Annotated in this window: 12 protein-coding genes and 1 pseudogene; 6 read left to right on the forward strand and 7 right to left on the reverse strand. The window is 75.4% G+C overall.

The window, feature by feature from the left end; all coding sequences use genetic code 11:
* Entirely contained in the window at nucleotides 1-1,242 is a 1,242-nt protein-coding gene (locus tag AC07FY_RS00735) for an NAD(P)/FAD-dependent oxidoreductase (protein WP_478998749.1), read from the reverse strand.
* 157 nt (nucleotides 1,243-1,399) lie between these two features.
* Here AC07FY_RS00735 and AC07FY_RS00740 point away from each other — a divergent pair, with 157 nt between their 5' ends.
* Both AC07FY_RS00740 and AC07FY_RS00745 read left to right on the forward strand, forming a co-directional pair.
* On the forward strand, nucleotides 1,400-2,695 hold the full coding sequence (locus AC07FY_RS00740) for a ferredoxin reductase family protein (protein ID WP_478998751.1): 1,296 nt from the start codon (nucleotides 1,400-1,402) through the stop codon (nucleotides 2,693-2,695).
* Nucleotides 2,696-3,156: 461 nt separating this feature from the next.
* Nucleotides 3,157-3,933, forward strand: coding sequence for a sulfite exporter TauE/SafE family protein (locus AC07FY_RS00745; RefSeq protein WP_478998753.1), 777 nt, complete (start codon nucleotides 3,157-3,159; stop codon nucleotides 3,931-3,933).
* Nucleotides 3,934-3,981: 48 nt separating this feature from the next.
* Here the strand turns inward: AC07FY_RS00745 and AC07FY_RS00750 are convergent, their stop codons facing one another.
* Both AC07FY_RS00750 and AC07FY_RS00755 read right to left on the reverse strand, forming a co-directional pair.
* Entirely contained in the window at nucleotides 3,982-4,608 is a 627-nt protein-coding gene (locus AC07FY_RS00750; RefSeq protein ID WP_478998754.1) for a class F sortase, read from the reverse strand.
* Between the two features lie 131 nt (nucleotides 4,609-4,739).
* Nucleotides 4,740-5,282: a hypothetical protein gene (locus AC07FY_RS00755; RefSeq protein ID WP_478998756.1), complete on the reverse strand. Its 543-nt coding sequence runs from the start codon at nucleotides 5,280-5,282 to the stop codon at nucleotides 4,740-4,742.
* Between the two features lie 337 nt (nucleotides 5,283-5,619).
* Here AC07FY_RS00755 and AC07FY_RS00760 point away from each other — a divergent pair, with 337 nt between their 5' ends.
* Entirely contained in the window at nucleotides 5,620-6,063 is a 444-nt protein-coding gene (locus AC07FY_RS00760) for a gamma-glutamylcyclotransferase family protein (protein WP_478998758.1), read from the forward strand.
* Between the two features lie 7 nt (nucleotides 6,064-6,070).
* Here the strand turns inward: AC07FY_RS00760 and dnaG are convergent, their stop codons facing one another.
* From dnaG to AC07FY_RS00780, 4 genes are all read right to left on the reverse strand, one after another.
* Nucleotides 6,071-7,969, reverse strand: coding sequence for a DNA primase (gene dnaG / locus AC07FY_RS00765; protein ID WP_478998760.1), 1,899 nt, complete (start codon nucleotides 7,967-7,969; stop codon nucleotides 6,071-6,073).
* A gap of 34 nt (nucleotides 7,970-8,003) precedes the next feature.
* Entirely contained in the window at nucleotides 8,004-9,278 is a 1,275-nt protein-coding gene (locus tag AC07FY_RS00770; protein ID WP_478998762.1) for an NAD(P)/FAD-dependent oxidoreductase, read from the reverse strand.
* 93 nt (nucleotides 9,279-9,371) lie between these two features.
* Entirely contained in the window at nucleotides 9,372-10,688 is a 1,317-nt protein-coding gene (locus AC07FY_RS00775; RefSeq protein WP_478998764.1) for a deoxyguanosinetriphosphate triphosphohydrolase, read from the reverse strand.
* A gap of 36 nt (nucleotides 10,689-10,724) precedes the next feature.
* Nucleotides 10,725-11,471 carry a sirohydrochlorin chelatase gene (locus tag AC07FY_RS00780; RefSeq protein WP_478998765.1) on the reverse strand — a complete coding sequence of 249 codons (747 nt, stop codon included), beginning with the start codon at nucleotides 11,469-11,471 and terminating at the stop codon, nucleotides 10,725-10,727.
* A gap of 329 nt (nucleotides 11,472-11,800) precedes the next feature.
* On the opposite strand from AC07FY_RS00780, the gene AC07FY_RS00785 reads away from it, so the two are divergent.
* From AC07FY_RS00785 to AC07FY_RS00795, 3 genes and pseudogenes are all read left to right on the forward strand, one after another.
* A complete protein-coding gene (locus tag AC07FY_RS00785; RefSeq protein ID WP_478998767.1) occupies nucleotides 11,801-12,595 on the forward strand; it encodes a SanA/YdcF family protein in 795 nt (264 codons plus the stop codon).
* 189 nt (nucleotides 12,596-12,784) lie between these two features.
* Nucleotides 12,785-13,097 (forward strand): annotated as a pseudogene (locus tag AC07FY_RS00790) (SDR family oxidoreductase); the annotation flags it as partial.
* A gap of 132 nt (nucleotides 13,098-13,229) precedes the next feature.
* Complete coding sequence (locus tag AC07FY_RS00795; RefSeq protein ID WP_478998769.1) at nucleotides 13,230-15,308, forward strand: molybdopterin oxidoreductase family protein; 2,079 nt, start codon at nucleotides 13,230-13,232, stop codon at nucleotides 15,306-15,308.
* Nucleotides 15,309-15,973: the final 665 nt, after the last annotated feature.

The raw sequence follows: 15,973 nt of genomic DNA on the forward strand, positions 1-15,973 counted from the left end.
TCAGTGGCCTCCGTCGTCGGTGAGCAGGTGGAACAGGTCGAGGGGTGACTCGCCGCCCTCCCAGGTGCGGGCGACGGCGCCCACCGTGGAGAGCTCGCCGAGCAGGACCCCGCCGACGAGGCGGTCGTCGCGCACGACGACCGTCCGGTAGGTCCGCCGGGTCGCGTCGGCGAAGCGGACCACGTCGTCGCCGGGGCGGGGGGTCGTCTCGCCGAAGCAGGCGAGGTCGAAGGGGCCGTCGCCGCCGGTGGCGAGGGTCAGGCGGGTGAGGGCGCGGGTGCCGGTGTACGCGGCTTCGGCGCCGCGGAGGACGTCGGCGAGGACGTCGGCCTGCTCCAGCGCGGCGCCGGCCAGCCCGTACACCTGGCCGGCGTGCTCGGCGCAGTCGCCGACGGCGTGGATCCGCGGGTCGCTGGTGCGCAGCCGGTCGTCGACCACGACGCCCTTGCGGACCTCGAGCCCGGCGGCCTGCGCCAGTCCGGTGCGGGGCCGTACACCGCAGGCGAGCACGACGAGGTCCGCCTCCAGGCGGTAGCCGTCGGCGAGCTCGGCGCCGGTGACCTCGCGGCGGCCCGGTGCGCCGCGGACGGGCGCGACGGGCGAGGTGGTCAGGCCGCGGACCCGGCACTCGGTGTGGATCTCCACCCCGAGCGCGGTCAGGTGCGCGTGCAGCAGCGTGGAGGCCTCGGCGTCCAGCTGGCGTTCCATCAGCCGCGCCGCCTGCTGCGCCAGGACCACCTGAGCCCCCCGCGCGGCCAGCGCCCTGGCCGCCGAGACGCCCAGCAGGCCGCCGCCGATCACCACCGCCCGGACACCCGGGCGTACGGCGGCCGACAGGGCCAGGCAGTCGTCCATCGTGCGGAACGCGTGGACACCGTCGGGCAGTTCCCGCCCGCCGGGCTCGAACAGGCCCCGCAGCGGCGGCAGCACCGGGTTGGAGCCGGTGGCCAGCACCAGCGTGTCGTAGGACAGGGCGGCGCCGTCGTCGCAGTGGACCGTCCGGTCGGCGCGGTCGACGCGGACCGCGCGCACGCCCCGCCGCAGCTCCGGACCGGCCGCCGGGAGGGCGGCCACCTCCGGCGCGTACCGGCCGGCCAGCACCTCGGCGAGCAGCACCCGGTTGTACGGGACGTGCTGCTCCTCGCCGAGTACGGTCACCGCCGCGCCGCCGGTCAGCCGCGCGGCGAGCCGCAGGCCCGCCAGGCCGCCGCCGATCACCACCACACGCTGCTTCGAGGTCATGCCCCGAGCCTGCGGGTCGGCTGTTTCCCCCCGGCATCGCTGTTGTTACCCCGACGGAACGCCGCCCTCAGCGCAGGGCTTAAGCGCCGGTGAGGCCCCTCTCAAGGCGGTCTTAAGGATCACCGAACCCGCCCGGAGGCCCCTTAGCGTGGGCCGTATGCGAGATGTGGCGGGGCTGGTCAGGGGCGGTGTGCCGGGCGGGGCGGGGGCGGTCGTCCTGCTCTGGGCGGTGCAGGTGCGCCCCTCGGCCCGGCCCGACGCGCTGTTCGCCACCGCCGCCCACCTGACCGGCCTGCTCGCCGGCTACGGGGTCCTGGTGCTGCTGTTCCTGATGGCGCGGGTCCCGGCCGTCGAGCACGGGATCGGCGCCGACCGCCTCGCCCGCTGGCACGCGCTCGGCGGCCGGCACGTGCTGCTGCTGTGCTTCGGGCACGGGCTCTTCGCCCTGCTCGGGTACGCCGTGCACGAGGGGACCGACCTGCTCTCGGCCGTCCGGGAGCTGCTCGGCTACCCCGCGCTCGCCGCCGCCACGGCCGGGACCGCCCTGCTGGCGGCGGTCGGGGCGACCTCAGCCCGCGCGGTGCGCCGCCGCGTGTCCCACGAAACGTGGCGCGGTGTGCACCTGTGCGTCTACCTGGCCGCCGCCCTCGCCTTCGGCCACCAGCTCGCCGGGCCCGATCTCGCCGCCGCCGGCTGGTTCTGGGCGCTCGCCCACGCCGGGGTCGGCGTCCTGCTGGTCTGGTACCGGGCCGTGGTCCCCGTGCGGCAGGCCCTGCGGCACGCGCTGCGGGTCGCGGAGGTCAGGGCCGAGGGGCCCGGGGTGGTCTCGGTCGTCGTGCACGGGGAGCACCTCGCGGAACTGCGCGCCGCGCCGGGCCAGTTCCTGCGCTGGCGGTTCCTGCAGCGGCGGCTGTGGCACACCGCGCTGCCGTTCTCGCTGTCCGCACCCGTGCGCGGTGACACCCTGCGCATCACCGTCAAGGGGCTCGGCGGCCACTCCCGGCGGATCCGCCGGCTGCGGCCGGGCACGCGGGTGCTGGCCACCGGGCCGTTCGGGGCGCTGACCGCCGCCCGGCGGACCCGGCCCAAGGTGCTGCTGATCGCGGGCGGGGTCGGGATCACACCGATGCGGGCCCTGTTCGAGACGCTGCCCGGCGGGCCCGGGGACATCACCCTCCTCTACCGGGCCGCGGCCGAGGAGCAGCTCGTCCTGCGCGCCGAGCTGGAGGCCATCGCCGCCGAGCGGCAGGCCGGGCTGCACTACCTGCTCGGGCCCTCGGGGGCCGCGTACGATCCGCTCGCCCCGCAGGCGCTGGCCGGGCTGGTGCCGGATCTGGCCGCGCACGACGTGTTCCTGTGCGGGCCGCCGGGGATGGCCGAGGCGGCCCGGACGGGGCTGCTGCGGGCCGGGGTGCCGGCGGGACGCATCCACGCCGAATGCTTCGGCCCGTGACGGCCCCGTCACGTCCTGCAAGACGTGACGGCCCCGGCGAGCCGTGACGGCTTCTGCCGGCCGTGACGGCCGCTGACCTGTAGCTCAGCAGCCGTGCCCCGCCCCCCTTCTTCTCTTCCGCCGTCCGTTCTCCGAGAGGGTCACCGCGCCATGCGCCATCCCCTGCACATCACCGTGCCCCTTGCTCCACCCGCTGCACCGTCCCCACCGGCCGCATCCCCACCGGCCGCACCTCCCGCGGTGCCCCCGGCCGGGGCCCGGCACCGCAGACCCCGGCGGCCCCCGGTGCTCGCCGCGGGCCTGGGGCTGGCCAGTGTGCTGGTTGCCAGCCTGCTGACGGCGGTCGTGGACCCGGCGGCTCCGGTGGCCCCCGATCGGGTGCCGACCCGGCAAAGCTCAACCTTTGCGCAAGTTTCCGGGGATTGATGGATCGCCGTACGACAGGACCATAGGGTCAGGTTGTGCATGACATCTCCCTGAGTGTGATCATCGTGCTGTGCGTGGCCGCGGCGGCCGCCGGCTGGATCGACGCCGTGGTGGGCGGCGGTGGCCTGCTGCTCCTTCCCGCGCTGCTGCTCGGCCTGCCCGGCGCCGCCCCGGCCACCGTCCTCGGGACGAACAAGGCCGTCGCGATCGTCGGCACCACCGGCGCGGCCGTCACCTACCTCCGCCGGGCCACGGTGGACGTGAAGCTCGCCGTCCGCATCGGCGTCGCCGCCCTCGCCGGATCGGTGGGCGGCGCCGCGCTGGCCGGCGGCATCAGCAAGGACGCGATGCGCCCCATGATCATGGTGGTGCTGGTGGTCGTCGCGGCCTTCGTGCTCCTGCGGCCCGCCTTCGGCACCGCCCCGAGCTCCTCGCCCGTGAGCCGGCGGCGGGTGTTCCTCGCCATCGGCCTCGCCGGCCTCGGCATCGGCTTCTACGACGGCCTCATCGGACCGGGCACCGGCACCTTCCTGGTGCTCGCCCTCACCGCCCTGCTCCACCTCGACCTGGTCACCGCCTCCGCCACCGCGAAGATCGTCAACGTCTGCACCAACGCCGGGGCGCTCGCGATGTTCGCCTACCAGGGCATGGTGCTGTGGCAGCTGGCCGCCCTGATGGCCGCCTTCAACCTGGCCGGCGGCATGGTCGGCGCCGGCATGGCCCTGAGGAAGGGCAGCGGCTTCGTGCGCGGGGTGCTGCTGACCGTGGTGGGCGCGCTGGTGGTCAAGCTCGGCCTCGAGCAGTGGGGGTAGCCCGCCGCCCCGCGGAACAGCTGCTGTGACCGGGAAGGTCCTACAGCACTAATACGTCCCGGTGAGGTGCGCGAAGACGACCACGTTGCCGCGGTAGCCCGTCCGCGGGGAGAAGCCGCCGCCGCAGGTGATCACCCGCAGCTCGGCGCGGTGGGAGGGGCCGTACACCCGGGTGTCCGGGAAGGCCTTGGCGTCGTAGACCTCGACCGCGTGGACCGTGAACACGGCGGTGCGGCCGTCCGCGCGCGTGACCTCCACGGCGGTCCCCTTGCGCAGGGCGCCCAGATGGTAGAAGACCCCCGGCCCGGCGGCGTCGTCCACGTGTCCCGCGATGACGGCGGTGCCGGTGGCGCCCGGGGTGGTGCCGTCGCGGTACCAGCCGGCCAGGTCCCGCCGGTCGGGCGGCGGCACCTCCAGGCTGCCGCCCGGCCGGAGGCCCAGCCCGGTCAGTGGGGCGTCGACCCGGATGGAGGGAATCCGGATCCGCCGGGGCGGCGATCCGGGGAGCGGCGCGATACCGGCGCCGCCCGCGCCGTCGGCGGTCAGGGCCTCGGCGGGGGAGGGCAGCGGGGGTCCGATGGGCTCGCGGGAGCCGCTGGTCACGAGCCAGATGCCGATGCAGGCGGCGAGGGCCACCAAACCCCCGTGGCGGGCCCTGCTGACATCGCCACCCATGCGTACCCCCTCGGCTCGACGTTCCGGGGTGACTGGCCGTCGCCCGGCCCCGCGAACGGGGGGACCTCGCGGGGCGGGCGACGGGGGACGGTACCGGTCGGACCGCGGCCGACAGCCGCGGTGGGCGTCCGTCAGCTCTGCGTGCCGCTCGCCCGGCGACGCAGGAGCCAGGTACCGCCGACGGCGGTCGCGGCCAGTACTGCCGCTCCCGCCGCGATCTTGGCGGGGTCGCCGGTGGTGGTCGTGCCACCGCCCACCCCGGTCTGCACATGGCCCTGGGGGCCGCGTTCGGTGACCACCAGGTCGCCGGTGGCGAACTTGCCGTTCGCGCAGGTCGCCCCGATGGCGTAGGTGCCGGGGCGGGTGCCGCGGGCGAGCCGGAACTGACCCACGACCACCTCCTTGCGGGTGCCCGGCACCAGCTTGAACCGGCCGCCGCCCACCGTGGTGGCATCACCCTCCGCGTGGCTGCCGGGCCCGCACGCGGTGGTGTTCACCGTGACGGTGGCGCCCGGGGCGGCGGACTTGGGCCACACCTCCAGCGGGGCGAAGTCACCGGGGGCGAGAGCCGCCTGGCCGAGGTCCACGGCGGCCGCCGCACCGGCGACCGGCCCGGTGGAAGCGGCGCAGGCCAGCGCGGCGGCAGTCAGCACGTGAGCTGTACGTCGGCGCATGGGAACTCCCTGGAGGCGCGGGGTCGTGCTTCCGAGATAACCGGGCCGACCCGGCGCCCGCCTCCTGATGTCCCGTCAGGTGTCGTCGAGGGTGCTCCCCGGGCGGCCGGTTCCCGCAGGTCACAGCCCCCGGTTCGGCCATCCGGGCCGTCTTCGCCGTCCGGGTGAGCGCGGGGATCGCCACGGCGGTGCGGGCAGACGGGAACCGGCGCTGGACGGCCCGGGCCACCGGGGCCGCCAGGTGGTGTCACAGCGGTGCGTACGGTGGGGTGGGCGCCGCCGGGTCGGACTTTCGGCCCGGCCCGCCCCGCGTTCCGCGTAGCCCAGGGAGGGCCCCATGACACCGGTCGTCCGGCCGCAGGACCCGAGCGCTCCGCTCCCGTTCTTCGTCTACGGGACACTGCGCCCGGGGGAGGTCAACCACGCCCTGTTCCTGCGCGGCCGCACGGTCGCCGAGGAACCCGCGACCCTCCCGGGCGCCGCGCTCTACGACGGCCCCGGCTACCCCTTCGCGGTCGACCGGCCGGGCTGCGCGGTGGCCGGCGAGCTGATCACGGCGGCCCCGGACGCGTACGCGGGCCTGCTGGCGGCGCTGGACGTGCTGGAGGAGTACGGCGGCCCGCACCGCCCGGGGAACGTCTACGACCGGATCGCCCGCGAGGCCCTGCGCGCCGACGGCACCCCTGTGCGGGCCTGGGTCTACCTGGCTTCCCCGCTGCTCGCCCGCGACCTGCGGGAGTCGGGCACACGGATACCGGGCGGCGACTGGCTGCGCCGCTGACCGCCCGCTACAGCCCCTCGGCGCCGCGGTTGCGCAGCCGCTGGCCGTACTGCTGGAGCACCCACAGCTCCTCCTGCACCGCGGCCAGTTGCTCGGGCGGGGCCTGCGGACCGAGCCGTGACAAGGTGCCCTGGATCTCGTGCACCCGGCGGTCGACGGCGCGCAGCCGCACCTGGACCAGCTGGACCCCGGCGTAGACCTCGTCCACCGTCTTGGCGTGGATGGCCTCGACCGCCAGCTCCGTGACCAGTGCGCGGACGGTGTCGTTCGGTGCGGCTTCGCGCACCCGCGCCAGGTAGTCCTCGGTCTCCGGCGAGGCGCCGCCGGCGTCCTGGATGGCCTGGCGCACGGCCGCGTAGGGCGGGGCGGTGAACTCGTCGATCCCGTACGCGTCGAACGCCGGGGAGACCAGGGCCGGGCGCTGCAGGGCCAGCTTCAGCAGTTCCCGCTCGGTGCGGTGGGCCGGGCTGCGCAGGTTCAGCGCGGGCCCGCCCGCCGGCCGGGCGGCCGGCGCGGCGGCCTCGTAGGACGGCCGGCCGCGGCCGTGCTGCTGGGGCTGGCCGCCGCGCTCGCGGGCCCAGCGCGCCAGCTGCGCCACGCGCTTGACGACGAACTGCTCGTCGCGGATGCCCAGCATGCCCGCCAGCTGGACGGCGGACTCGTGCTGGATCGCGATGTTCTTGATGTTCGCGACGACCGGGGCGGCCTCGTCCAGCGCGGCCGCGCGGCCCGCCGGGTTCTCCAGGTTGTGCCGGGCGACGATGTGGCGCAGCGCGAACTCGAAGAGGGGGGTCCGCGAGTCCACGAGACCCGCGACGGCCGCGTCCCCCTGCGCGAGGCGCAGGTCGCAGGGGTCCATGCCGCCGGGGGTGATCGCGATCGAGGTCTCGGCGGCGAACTTCTGGTCGTCCTCGAAGGCCCGCAGCGCCGCCTTCTGGCCGGCCGCGTCACCGTCGAACGTGAAGATCACCTCGGCGGTGGCGTTGTCCATCAGCAGCCGCCGCAGGATCTTGATGTGGTCCCCGCCGAAGGCGGTGCCGCAGGTGGCGATCGCGGTGGTCACCCCGGCCATGTGGCAGGCCATCACGTCCGTGTAGCCCTCGACCACCACGGCCCGCGAGGTCTTCGCGATCTCCTTCTTCGCCAGGTCGATGCCGTAGAGGACCTGGGACTTGCGGTAGATCGGGGTCTCGGGCGTGTTCAGGTACTTGGGGCCGTTGTCGTCGTCGCGCAGCTTGCGCGCACCGAAGCCGACCACCTCGCCGCTGATGTCGCGGATCGGCCACATCAGCCGGCCGCGGAAGCGGTCGATGGGCTTGCCGCTGCGGCTGTCCTGGGCGAGCCCGGAGGTGATCAGCTCCTTGTCGCTGAAGCCCCTGCCGCGCAGGAACCGGGTCAGGTGGTCCCAGCCGGCCGGGCTGTAGCCCACGCTGAAGTGCTCGGCGGCCGCCTGGTCGAAGCCGCGCTCGGCGAGGAACGCCCGCCCGATCTCGGCCTCCGGTCCGCCCAGCTGGTCGATGTAGAACTCGGCGGCCGCCTTGTGCGCCTCGACCAGCCGGATGCGCTCACCGCGGCCGCTGGTGCCGGCGGTGTAGCCGCCCTCCTCGTACCGCAGGGTGATGCCGGCCTGGCCGGCCAGCCGCTCCACCGCCTCCGAGAAGGACAGGTGGTCGATCTTCATGATGAAGTCGAGGGTGTCCCCGCCCGCCTGGCAGCCGAAGCAGTGGTAGAGACCCTTGCTGGGGCTGACCTGGAAGGACGGGGACTTCTCGTCGTGGAAGGGGCACAGGCCCTTGAGGTTGCCGCCGCCCGCGTTGCGCAGCTGGAGGTAGTCGGAGACCACGGCGTCGATCGGGACCGCGTCCCGTACCGCCTTCACGTCGTCGTCGTTGATCCGTCCTGCCACGCGTGAAGTCTACGGCCGCGCGCGGGCGAACCGGTCAGGCCCCCTCGGGTGCCGGCAGCGACGCGAGCGGAACCGAGGGGTCCGCCAGCTTCTCGCGGTCCACGGGCTCCTTCGACCTGATCAGGGCCTGGATGTGCTCGGCGACGTCCCACACGTTGACGTTCATTCCGGCGAGCACCCGCCCCTCCGAGAGCCAGAACGCGACGAACTCGCGCTTGGCGGCGTCCCCGCGGATCACCACCTGGTCGTAGCTGCCGGGCGGCGCGTAACCCGAGTACTCCATGCCCACGTCGTACTGGTCGGAGAAGAAGTACGGCACCCTGTCGTAGGAGACCGGCCGGCCCAGCATCGCCCGCGCGGCGGCCGGGCCCCCGTTCAGCGCGTTGGCCCAGTGCTCCACCCGCAGCCGGGTGCCGAGGGCCGGGTGGTGGGCGGCGGCCACGTCCCCCACCGCGAACACGTCGGGGTCGGAGGTGCGCAGGGAGGCGTCCACCGCGATCCCGCCCCCGTGCTGCCGGTCGACCAGTGCCAGCCCGGAGGTCTCGGCGAGGGCGGTGCGCGGCGCCGCCCCGATCGCGGCGAGCACCGCGTGCGCCGGATGCTCCTGTCCGTCGTCGGTGCGGGCGGCCAGCACCATGCCGTCGTGGCCGACGATCTCGGTCAGCCGGGCCCCGAAGTGGAACCGCACCCCGTGCTCGGTGTGCAGGTCCCCGAAGAGCCGGCCGATCTCCGGGCCCAGCACCGCGTGCAGCGGTGTCGGCTCCGGTTCGACGACCGTCACCTCCGCGCCGTAGCCGCGGGCCGCCGCGGCGACCTCCAGGCCGATCCATCCGGCGCCCGCGATCAGCAGGTGGCCGTTGTCCCGGCCGAGCCCGGCCAGGACGCCCCGCAGCCGCTCGGCGTGCGCGAGGCGGCGCAGGTGGTGCACACCGGCCAGGCCCGTGCCGGGGACGTCCAGCCGGCGCGGCTCGGCGCCGGTGGCCAGCAGCAGCTTGTCGTAGTGCAGGGCGGTGCCGTCGCCGAGGACCACCTTCTTGGCGTCCCGGTCCAGGTGGACGGCGGGCTGGCCGAGGTGCAGCTCGATGTCGGAGGCCGCGTACCAGGAGGGCTCGTGGACGAAGACGCTGTCGCGGTCGTCCTTGCCCGTCAGGTAGCCCTTGGACAGCGGTGGCCGTTCGTAGGGATGGTCGCGCTCGTCGCCGATCAGGATCACCCGCCCCGTGAACCCCTCGGACCTCAACGTCTCGGCCGCCTTTGCCCCGGCCAGCCCCGCGCCCACGATGACGAACGTCCGGTCTGCGTCGACCACCTGATGCCTCCTCATAACCTCTCCGCCACATGCGACCACATGCGAGCGTCCCGCAATGAGCCTGCCGCGTGAAGGGGGAGTGGCCCGATCAGCTCACCCCTCGGCGCGTCGCGTGCGCCGCGCGAGGCGGGCGTGCAGGGACCGGGCGGACGCGTCGGTGAGGGACGCGATCTGGTCGACGACCGCCCGTTTCCTGGCCCTGTCGTCCGGCGCGGTGTCGAAGACGGCTCGGAACTGCGGATCCAGGCCCTCGGGGGCGCGGGCGCTGAGCGCCTCCGCGAGTTCGGCCAGGACGATGCGCTGGTCGGCGCGGATCCGCTCCTGTTCGTCGCGCTGCATGACGTACAGGTCGGCGACCGCCTTCAGGACCGCGCACTCGTTGCGCGCCTCGCGGGGCACCACCAGTTCGGCGCCGTACCGGGTGAGGCGGCCGGACCCGTACGCCTCGCGGGTGGCGCCCTCGGCGGCCAGGCAGAAACGGCCGATGAGCTGGCTGGTCGCGTCCTTCAGCCGGGCCTGGGCCACGGCGGAGCCGTCGTACCCGTGCGGCCACCACTCCTGCTCCATCAGCCGGTCCAGGGCGGCGCGCAGCTCCTCCGGGCCGGTGTCGGCGGGCACGTAGCGGCCGATGGCGACCCGCCAGATCGCGGTGCGCTCCGGTTCGGCGAAGAGCATGTTGGGGTCGATGTGGCCCGCGTGCAGCCCGTCCTCGAAGTCGTGGACGGAGTAGGCGACGTCGTCCGCCCAGTCCATCACCTGTGCCTCGAAGCACTTGCGGTCCGCGGGCGCGCCGAGGCGCAGCCACGCGAAGACCGGCAGGTCGTCCTGGTAGGCGCCGAACTTGACCGAGCCGGGGTCGGTGGGGTGATCGCCGCGCGCCCACGGGTACTTGGTGGCGGCGTCCAGGCAGGCGCGGGTGAGGTTGAGCCCGACGCTGACCGGTGGGCCGCCGGCCGGATCGGGGACGAACCGCTTGGGCTCCAGGCGGGTCAGCAGGCGCAGCGACTGGGCGTTGCCCTCGAAGCCGCCGCAGTCCTTGGCGAACTCGTTGAGCGCTTCCTCGCCGTTGTGCCCGAACGGCGGGTGCCCCATGTCGTGGGAGAGGCAGGCGGCCTCGACGAGATCCGGGTCGCAGCCGAGCGCGGCGCCCAGCTCCCGGCCGACCTGCGCGCACTCCAGGGAGTGCGTGAGGCGGGTGCGGGGGCTCGCGTCCCAGTCGTAGGAGCGGGTGCCGGGGGTGACCACCTGGGTCTTCCCGGCGAGGCGGCGCAGGGCGGCGGAGTGCAGCACGCGGGCGCGGTCGCGCTGGAAGGCCGTCCGCCCGGGCCGCTTGTCCGGTTCTGGGGCCCAGCGTTCGGTGGCGCTGGAGTCGTACAGGTCGTCTGCCGGGGTGTACGCGGTGCCTTCCATGAAGAGACGGTAACCGGAACCTCTGACAAACCGGGATCAGGCGGAGAGGAGTTCCGGCCGTCCGGCGCCGCGGAGGGCGCCGGGGGCGGCCTGGTGGGACCGGGTGCGCGCCCGGTCGTAACGGTGGAGCAGCAGTCGGGCCAGCGCGGGATGGTCGCCCAGGGGCGCGGCGGCGAGGGCGGGCGCGACCGCGGCGGCCTGGGCGGCGAACCGGCCGGGCGCGGCGAAGTACGAGGCCGTGGCGGGCCGGTGGTGACCCCGGGCGGCCAGGGCGCGCACGGCCTGGGGGACGGTCGGGGAGGCGGCGGAGGCGTAACCGGGGACCACCGGGACGCCGCCGAGGCGCTCGGAGAGCAGGGCGGCGGTGCGGCGGGTGTCCGCGGCGGAGTCGGGATCGCGGGAGCCGGCGGCGGCGAGCACGACGGCCGTGCCGGGGGTCCAGCCCGCCTCCACCAGGCGGTCGCGGAGGGCCTCGACGAGCAGCGGGTGCGGGCCGAGCGGCGCGGCGAGGGCGACCCGCAGGTGCGGGGCGGCGGCGGCCGCGGCGGGCAGGTCGTGTTTGACGTGGTGGCCTCGGCCGAGGAGCAGCGGGACGAGGACGGCCGCGCCCCGCAGCTCCCGCAGGGTGTCGCCGAGCAGCGGCCGGTTCAGCTCGATGTGCCCGAGCCGGACGTCGAGGTGGGGGCGGAGCTCGCGGACGCGGGCGAGGAGGTCGAGCGCGGTGTCGAGGGCGCGCGGGTCGCGGCTGCCGTGGGCCACGGCGACGAGGGCGGGCTGCTGCATGGGTGGGCTCCGTGGGGCCGGGCGCGCGGCGGGCGTACGCCGCTCAGCTGCGTGCCGAGTTGGGCGGTGATCCGGGACAGCAGTTCGGCGGCGCTGCCGAAGGGGTGGGGCGGGATGTCGGGAGGGTGCACCGGCTCCGTCATGGACCGATCCTGCGCGCCGGACGTTGCGGCCGCGTTGCGCCGCGGTGACGGGTGTTTTCCGGGTGCTCACCCACCCGCTCGGTCATTCGTGCGGGTGAAAGGAGGGGAGCGCGGAACTGGGGCCGGGGGCCCGTTCGTCAATCCGTGCGAACGGGATGGGAAGCGTGGGGCGTGGAGGGGGCGGTCATGAAGAGGGACGGCTGGGCAGGGCGGGCGGCACGGACGGCGAGGCGCACGGCGGCGAGGGCCGGGGTGCTGGCGGGGTCGGCGGCGCGGGTGACGGTGCGGGGGGCGGCTCGGGCCGTCGGCGGCCGGCGGCCGGGGCCGCGCGGGGTGCGGGCGCGGCGCCGGGCCGTGCGGGTCGTGGTGGCGGGCTGCGCGCTGGCGCTGCTCCCGGCGGCGTGGACGCACGCGGCGGCCGCGGACCGGTTGCGGAGCACGGCCGACGCACCGCCCGCCGAGGTGGCCGTGGTGTTCGGGGCGGGGCTGTGGAACGGCCGGCCGACCCCATACCTGGCCGCCCGGCTCGATGCGGCGGCCGAGCTGTACGGGGCCGGCAAGGTCAAGGTCGTCCTGGTCACCGGGGACAACAGCCGCAGGGAGTATGACGAGCCCGACGCGATGCGCAGATACCTGACCGGGCGGGGAGTGCCGGACGGCCGGATCGTCAGCGACTTCGCCGGCTTCGACACCTGGGACTCGTGCGTCCGGGCCAAGCGGATATTCGGGGTCGACCGGGCCGTGCTGATCAGCCAGGGCTTCCACATACGCAGAGCCGTCGCCCTGTGCCAGGCGGCGGGGGTGGAGTCGTACGGGGTCGGGGTGCCCGACGAACACGACGCGACCTGGTACTACGGCGGGACGCGCGAGGTCTTCGCGGCCGGCAAGGCCGCGCTCGACGCGGCCTTCCAGCCCGACCCGCGGTTCCTGGGGCCCAGGGAGCAGGGGGTGTCGAAGGCTCTGGGGGCTCTGGCGGACTGACGCGCCGTCGGCTGTGCCGATGAGTCATGTGGGCCGTCGGTCCGTACGGGCAGAGGTGTGCACCGCGGCTGTGATCGATCTCAGCGGCAAGGCCGTCGTCGTCACCGGCGGAGCCCGCGGCCCGGGCGCCTCCGCGGCGCGGGCCGCGGTGGCATCAAGACGGCCGTCCTCCTGCCCCGGGCGAACGGCGGCGCGGCCAAGTGGGGCGTGCGCGGCCGGTCCGAGATCGGCCCGGTCGAGCTCGCCGAGGCCCGGATCCGGGTGGACTCCGTACACCCGGGCACGACCCGATGACCGATGACCGATGACCGCTCCCGTCGGCATCCGGGCCGGCGAGGGCGGCCACCCCCGCACGCGGATGGGCCGCGTCGGAGTCCCCGAGGAGGTCGCCGCCGCCGTCCCGTTCCCGCTCTCGGATGCCGCGGGCTGCAGCACGGGAGCCGAACCGGCCGTGGACGGCGGCTGGACGGCCGGCCCGACCGTGCAACACCAGACCGGCCGGTGCCCACCCTGCGGCGCCCGCCCCTGGACGCCGTCGCCTCACCGGGGGCGCGGGCGCGCGCTGAGGTGGAGCACCCCGAGACGTAACGCGGGGCGGCGGCCCGTGTAACACCGCCGTCGCAGGCTGGGCCGTATGCACACCCCGGAAGCAGCCGCCACCGCCACGCACTGTCCGTACTGCGCACTGCAGTGCGGGATGAACCTCCGCCCTACACCGGGCGGCGAAGGCGTCGCGGTGGAGGAGCGGGCGGAGTTCCCCGTCAACCGGGGCGCGCTGTGCGGCAAAGGACGCACCGCCCCCGCCGTGCTCTCCTCCCGGGTGCGCCTGACCGGGCCGCTCGTCCGTACCCGCGCGGGGCGGCTCGAACCGGCCACCTGGGAGGAGGCCCTCGACGCCGTCGCCGAGGGCCTCGCCCGCACGGGCCGCGCCCACGGACCGGACGCCGTCGGGGTCTTCGGCGGCGGCGGCCTCACCAACGAGAAGGCGTACGCGCTCGGCAAGTTCGCCCGGGTGGCGCTGCGCACCTCGCAGATCGACTACAACGGCCGGTTCTGCATGTCCTCGGCGGCCGCCGCGCACCAGCGGGCCTTCGGGCTCGACCGGGGCCTGCCGTTCCCGCTGGAGGACATCCCCCGTACCGGATGCGTGATCCTCGTCGGCTCGAACCTCGCCGAGACCATGCCGCCCGCGCTGCGCTACCTGACCGAGCTGAAGGAGAACGGCGGGACCCTCATCGTCATCGACCCCCGCCGCACCCGCACCGCCGAACAGGCCGACCTGCACCTCGCCCCGCGGCCCGGCACCGACCTCGCGCTCGCCCTCGGCATGCTCCACCTCGTCGTGGCCGAAGGGCGCACGGACGAGGAGTTCATCGCCGACCGGACCACCGGCTGGGAGGCCGCCCGGGCCGCCGCCATGGCCCACTGGCCCGAGCTGGTCGAACGCATCACCGGCGTCCCGGTGCCCCGGCTCCGGCAGGCCGTCGAGATGTTCTGCGCGCCGTCCTCCGCGATGGTCCTCACCGCCCGCGGCCCCGAGCAGCAGTCCAAGGGCACCGACACCGTCGGGGCGTGGATCAACCTGTGCCTGGCCACCGGCCGGGCCGGCCGGCCCCTCTCCGGCTACGGCTGCCTCACCGGCCAGGGCAACGGCCAGGGCGGCCGCGAGCACGGCCAGAAGGCCGACCAGCTCCCCGGCTACCGCAAACTGACCGACCCGGCGGCCCGGGCGCACGTGGCGCAGGTCTGGGGCGTCGACCCCGACTCCCTGCCCGGCCCCGGCCGCAGCGCGTACGAACTCCTCGACGCCCTGGGCACCGACGTCCGCGCCCTCCTCCTCATGGGCTCCAACCCGGTGGTCTCCGCCCCCCGCGCCGGCCACATCGAGGACCGCATCCGCTCCCTGGACTTCCTCGCCGTGGCCGACGTGGTCCTCTCCGAGACCGCCGCCCTCGCGGACGTGGTCCTGCCGGTCACCCAGTGGGCGGAGGAGACCGGCACCACCACCAACCTGGAGGGCCGGGTCCTCCTCCGCCGGCGCGCACTGACCCCGCCGCCCGGCGTCCGCACCGACCTGGAGGTCCTCCACGCACTCGCCGCCCGCCTGGGAGTGGAGAAGGGCTTCCCCACCGCCCCGGAGGAGGTCTTCGACGAACTGCGCCGGGCCTCCGCCGGCGGCCCGGCGGACTACTCGGGCATCAGCTACGCCCGCATCGAGGCCGAACAGGGCGTCTTCTGGCCCTGCCCGGAGGGTGCCGCGGGCACGCCCCGCCTGTTCCTCGACCGCTTCGCCACCGAAGACGGCCGGGCCCGGTTCGTCCCCGTCTCGCACCGGGACGCAGCCGAGGTCCCCGACGCCGAGTACCCGCTGTTCCTGACCACGGGCCGGGTGGTCGCCCAGTACCAGTCCGGCGCCCAGACCCGCCGCGTCGAGGAGCTCAACACGGCGGCCCCCGGCCCCTTCGTGGAACTCCACCCGCGCCTCGCGGCCCGCATCGGCGCCGTCGACGGCAGCCCGCTGGCGGTCGTCTCCCGCCGCGGCCGGTCCGTGGCTCCGGCCCGCATCACCGACTCCATCCGCGCGGACACCGTCTTCATGCCCTTCCACTGGCCGGGGGAGGGCCGCGCCAACACCCTCACCAACCCCGCACTCGACCCGGTCTCCCGCATGCCGGAGTTCAAGGTCTGCGCGGTCCGCGTCGAGACGCTCTGAGGCCGGTCCGCGCATCAGGGCGCGAACCGGTCCACCTTCATCACCGTGCAGGTCACCCCGCACCTCTTCGAGGGCCGTGGCGGTGACCTGCGCGCGCTGCCCCGGCGCGAGGTGGTTGCCGACGGCCGCGCCCTCGGCGAGCCGGACGCCGGAGGAGGCGTCGACGAACTCGACGCCGACGATGTACGTACCGGTGCCGCAGCCGCGATTCGTGATCACCAGCTCGGCGGAGGGCCAGCGGGTGGCCGGGTCCACGGCGCACCAGGTGATCCGCACGTCACCGACCGGCCCCGGTCCACCGCCCCGGACTCCGCCGCCCGGACTCCGCCGGCGCCGAAGCCGGCGGCGCCGGCGGGGACGTCCCGGCGACGGGCGTCGCAGCCGGCGCGCTCCGCTCGCCTCCGGTGCCACCGCCGCCGCCCGGGCCCGGACGGATCAGCACCAGGGCGACGACCACCAGCGCCGAGACGCCCGCGGTCCGGGCCGGTGGCCTGCCTGCGGCTTCGACGACAGCCGTGTCGTTCAGCATCGCACCGGTCCGTCCACACCACCCGCCGGCGGACCCCGCTCCCGCCGCGGCCGGGGATCGGACATGGGTGCGGGCCGCTTCGCGCGCGGCAGCCGGGGGTAGCCATCCGGTCACGCACCGGTCTCAGAAAGTGTCC

The organism is Streptomyces sp. NPDC045967, assembly GCF_056430495.1.